This window comes from Okeania sp. SIO2F4, from assembly GCF_010672385.1.
Taxonomy (GTDB): domain Bacteria; phylum Cyanobacteriota; class Cyanobacteriia; order Cyanobacteriales; family Microcoleaceae; genus Trichodesmium.
In genome coordinates, this window is sequence record NZ_JAAHGT010000838.1 from 1 (window position 1) to 4,332 (window position 4,332).

3 protein-coding genes are annotated in these 4,332 nt (G+C 38.4%); all 3 read left to right on the forward strand.

Annotation, left to right across the window (positions count from 1 at the left end; genetic code table 11):
- The first annotated feature begins 235 nt into the window (after positions 1–235).
- On the forward strand, positions 236–1,282 hold the full coding sequence (locus tag F6K22_RS33570; protein ID WP_293108350.1) for a threonine aldolase family protein: 1,047 nt from the start codon (positions 236–238) through the stop codon (positions 1,280–1,282).
- Between the two features lie 425 nt (positions 1,283–1,707).
- Positions 1,708–2,244 carry a cyclic nucleotide-binding domain-containing protein gene (locus tag F6K22_RS33575; protein WP_293108353.1) on the forward strand — a complete coding sequence of 179 codons (537 nt, stop codon included), beginning with the start codon at positions 1,708–1,710 and terminating at the stop codon, positions 2,242–2,244.
- A 1,349-nt stretch (positions 2,245–3,593) separates the two neighbouring features.
- On the forward strand, positions 3,594–4,332 hold a 739-nt coding region (gene ribD / locus F6K22_RS33580), incomplete at its 3' end, for a bifunctional diaminohydroxyphosphoribosylaminopyrimidine deaminase/5-amino-6-(5-phosphoribosylamino)uracil reductase RibD (RefSeq protein WP_293108356.1).

Sequence of the window (4,332 nt, forward strand, 5' to 3'; positions counted from 1 at the left end):
TTTTCAAGCTTCTGGCTTGATTTAGAGGTACTGGTAACTGATAACTGATAACTGATAACTGATAACTGAAATGACTTGAGGTAGATTGAGTGGTAATGAATATTTGCTGTTTTTTCTAGAAACAGATTTGGACTTGATGTTCAATAGAAAAAACTGTCCTACTAGAAAATGGAAACGGAGTGGGAATGTTTCATACTGGTAGAGTGTTTTTGATAGAGTGAAAAATATAGGAAGTATGAATTTTTGTAGTGATAATGTGACTGAGGTGTGCCCCGAAATTATGGCTGCTCTGATCGCTGCTAATGAAGGAGCTGTGATGCCTTATGGTGCGGATAAATACACTCAACGGTTAGAAGCTAAATTTTCATCAATTTTTGAAACTCCTGTAACAGTTTTCCCTGTTGCTACGGGATCTGCGGCTAATGCTCTGGCTTTATCGGCGATCGCTCCTGGTTATGGAGCTATTTATTGTCATGGTGAATCTCATATTAATGTGGATGAATGTGGTGCTCCAGAATTTTATACAGGTGGTGCGAAACTGGTGACATTAAATGGTACAGATGCTCAAATTAATGCTTCTGATTTGAGCAAAATACTAGAAAAAGCAGGTGCAGGTGTAGTACATTATGTTCAACCTGCGGCAGTTAGTATTACCCAAGCGACAGAAGCGGGAACGGTCTATTTGCCTGAAGAGATAGATGAGATTGCTAAAATAACTCATGCTCATAATCTATATCTGCATATAGATGGGGCGCGTTTTGCTAATGCTGTTGTGAGCTTAGATTGTGCGCCAGCAGATATAACTTGGCGAGCGGGGGTAGATGTACTGTGTTTTGGTGCAACTAAAAATGGGGGAATGGCAGCAGAAGCGGTAATCTTTTTTAATCAAGATTTGGCAAAAACATTTGCTTATCGTCGCAAACGTAGTGGTCATTTATTTTCAAAGATGCGATATTTGTCTGCTCAGTTGGAGGCTTATATTACTGATAATTTATGGCTAAAAAATGCTACTCATGCTAACCAGATGGCAACTAAGTTAGCTCAAGGTTTGGTAAAGTTACCTTTGGTAAGGTTGTGTCATCCTGTGGAAGCGAATGAAATTTTTGTAGAAATTCCTGAGTCTGTACTTAATGGTTTGAGAGCTGATGGTTTTCAGTTTTATGTTTGGCAGGAGGGGAGTTTGCCGATAATTCGACTTGTGACTGCTTTTAATACCAGATATGAAGATGTTGATGCTTTTTTGAAAAGTGTTAAACGTCATTCTGTAGAAAAGAGGGAGTAGGGAGTAGGGGCGAAGAGCGAATCGCCCCTACGGGAGTAGGGGGAAATAATTGATTTGATTTTTTATTATTAGACATAGGCGTGAAAAAGAATAGGCTTCTTGCTCTTAGAGGCAACAGGCAACAGGCAACAGGAATATATATTTTCAGGAAAAAGGTATAAAAAAGGATTTTTTCTGGTAAATTTGGCGGAATTTAGCTAGTTTTATACAATGCTTTAAGTCCCGTTATTTATTTTCTGGAGATGTGTGTTGGAGATTTCTAATAGACATCTAGTGAATCAAAGATATAGACTTTTTGCGCATAGTAGGCAACAGGGAAAATATTTTTAGGCAATGGAATAGAAACTGGAAACTGTGGTAAGTTTGGTGTCTCATCTCCAGTAAAATATAACTTAAGTCAATATATATTGTTAAGCAAATGTAATATGAGCAAAGTTCTAGCTATTCTAGGGGAATTAAGCGATCGTGACATTGATTGGATGATTGCTAATGGTAGTAAAGAAAAAATTACTGCTAATACTATATTAATTAGTGAAGGCCAACCAATTGATGCCCTTTATATTGTGCTGGATGGGACAATGAAAGCTTATCTATCTGGGGTTGGGGATAAAGAAATTGGGATTGTTGTTGCTGGTGAAGTTTTGGGAGAGATGTCTTTTGTGGATGGTCGTTTACCATCTGCTAGTGTAAAAGCAATAGAAGATAGTTTAGTTCTATCAATTTCTAAACAAAAATTAAATGAAAAACTAGAGCAGGATGTATTATTTTCTCTCAGATTTTATCGAGCAGTTACTAAGTTTTTATCGAGTAGATTACGCGGTACTGTTACACGCTTTAGCAATCGTCCAGAGGTGTTATATCCAGAGAGTATGGAGAATCAGAACATTGAGACAGGATTAGAAAATAGTGCTTTAGCTAGGTCTAGATATGAAACATTAATGGTTCGTCTTAAGGGTACTTAAGTGTAATTAAGTCTTTGCTTGGTTAAATACTTATTATTAAGATATGAGGGGGAGAGGGAGTAGGGAAGAAATTGAAATACATCCAGCCCCTTGGCTTTAGGCTGAAGAGGATATCAAATTAATAGATATATCTGAGAAAGAATAGACTTTTTGTAGAATTAGGCATTCATGCAAGAGATTTTCACACAATTAAGTACAAAAAAAAATTTTTAGTGTGACTTTTACAACAGTCGTTGATGTAGGGAGCTTGTATGCAAGGTCTCTACAATAGTTTTAGATCAGACTGATAGAACCCATTTAATATATATTTAAAGAGAGAGGGTTTCTTTGTATAATACCAATTTCCATGTATTAATGCTATATTTTGGTGACACTTCAGTTATCAAGTAATTAATACAGGGAAAATAACTTATTTCCAAATTGTTAGGCAGTTAATGTTAATTATTATTATGTTTACCGAGAAATTAAGGTATAAAGCCTGTCCATTCATGGATAAAGAAGCGGTCGGAAAGCGGAGCATTCCGTCAGGATGGGATGGCGAGGTCTCCCGCTCTTAACAGAGCCGCGTTTCATGTCGCGTTTGCGCAATTATTCCGTAGGAAAGCGAAACGCAATTCAAGTCGCTCCGCGTTTCGCTGCGCGACATGAAAAACGCGCGTTTTGCGTTCCGCAAAACGCCATATCCAATCGACCAAGAGAGAAAAAAATTCCTTGAGCGCCAATCCTTCTATTACAGAATAGGTAATTATTAATTATTAGACATCTCCAAAAAAGATATAGACTTTTTGCTAGAGTAGGGAACAGGGAACACTTAACTGGGAACAGGGAATGTATTTTCACGAAAAAAATACGAAAAATGATTTTGTCACTTAATTTTACAACTCTAACTTATCTTGAAGTAGCAGTCAGCACTCAGCTAGCCTCTTTCAGAGGAGCTGCCTCTTACAGAGGAGCTTCGCTAACGCTAACAGCAGTCAGCTTATTCTTGGTGTATAATGGGGGATTCAAACCCCCCACGCAAAGCGACTAATTTTTTCGCTCCTCTTGTGGGGGACCGTTACCCTCGAATTTTTAGCTGACAGCTAAATGCTGAAAGCTGATAGCTAGTTAAATAAAGAGCAAGTTTATTTTCTGGAGATGTCTATTAATTATTAATTATTTATTATTTATTATTTATTATTGAATTCTGGCTATCGGACGCCCTTATGCAACGTCCCTACCCACTCCCTTACTTCCCTACTCAAGAAAGTATAGAAAAGTTTTTGAGAAATGGTATAAGTCCTAACCAAATCAGTTCTATATAATTTCTGGAGATGTCTAATGTTTAACTTGAAATTAAAAATCTGAAGATGTTGGAATTTGATGAGAGTGAAAATCAAGATAAGTTGGATCGATTAATTATGGGTCATTGTCTAGAACTTGCCCGACGTGCTTTGGGAAAGACTGCCCCTAATCCTTTGGTGGGTTGTGTGATTATTCAAAATGGCCAAATTCTGGGTGAGGGGTTTCATCCTGGTGCTGGTCATCCTCATGCCGAAGTTTTTGCTCTTAGAGAGGCGGGGGAAAAAGCTAGAGGAGCTACTGCCTATGTTAATTTAGAGCCATGTAATCATTATGGAAGGACGCCACCTTGTACGGAAGCTTTAATTGCAGCAGGTGTAGCAAGGGTAGCGATTGGAATGATAGATCCTAATCCTCTGGTTGCAGGTGGTGGTGTGGCAAGGTTGCGGGATGCTGGTATTGAAGTAGTGGTGGGAGTATTAGAGGCGGAATGTCGCGAATTAAATGAAGCTTTTATTCACCGAATGCTTTACCATCGTCCTTTTGGAATTTTGAAATATGCGATGACTCTTGATGGCAAAATTGCTACTACTACAGGTCATAGTTCATGGGTGACTTCTCAGGAAGCACGGAGTGAGGTGCATAAGTTACGGGTTGTTTGTGATGCTGTGATTATTGGGAGTAATACTGTTCGTCGAGATAATCCATTTTTGACGAGTCGTAGGAGTCGAGATGATAATCCTTTGCGGGTGGTTATGAGTCGCAGTTTAGATTTGCCGAAAGAGGCTAATTTATGGGATGTTAGTG

What these genes read in the sequence shown, in the direction of transcription:
- F6K22_RS33570 (WP_293108350.1), top strand. Translation starts at nt 236, where the DNA reads ATGAATTTTTGTAGTGATAATGTGACTGAGGTGTGCCCCGAAATTATG.
- F6K22_RS33575 (WP_293108353.1), top strand. Translation starts at nt 1,708, where the DNA reads ATGAGCAAAGTTCTAGCTATTCTAGGGGAATTAAGCGATCGTGACATT.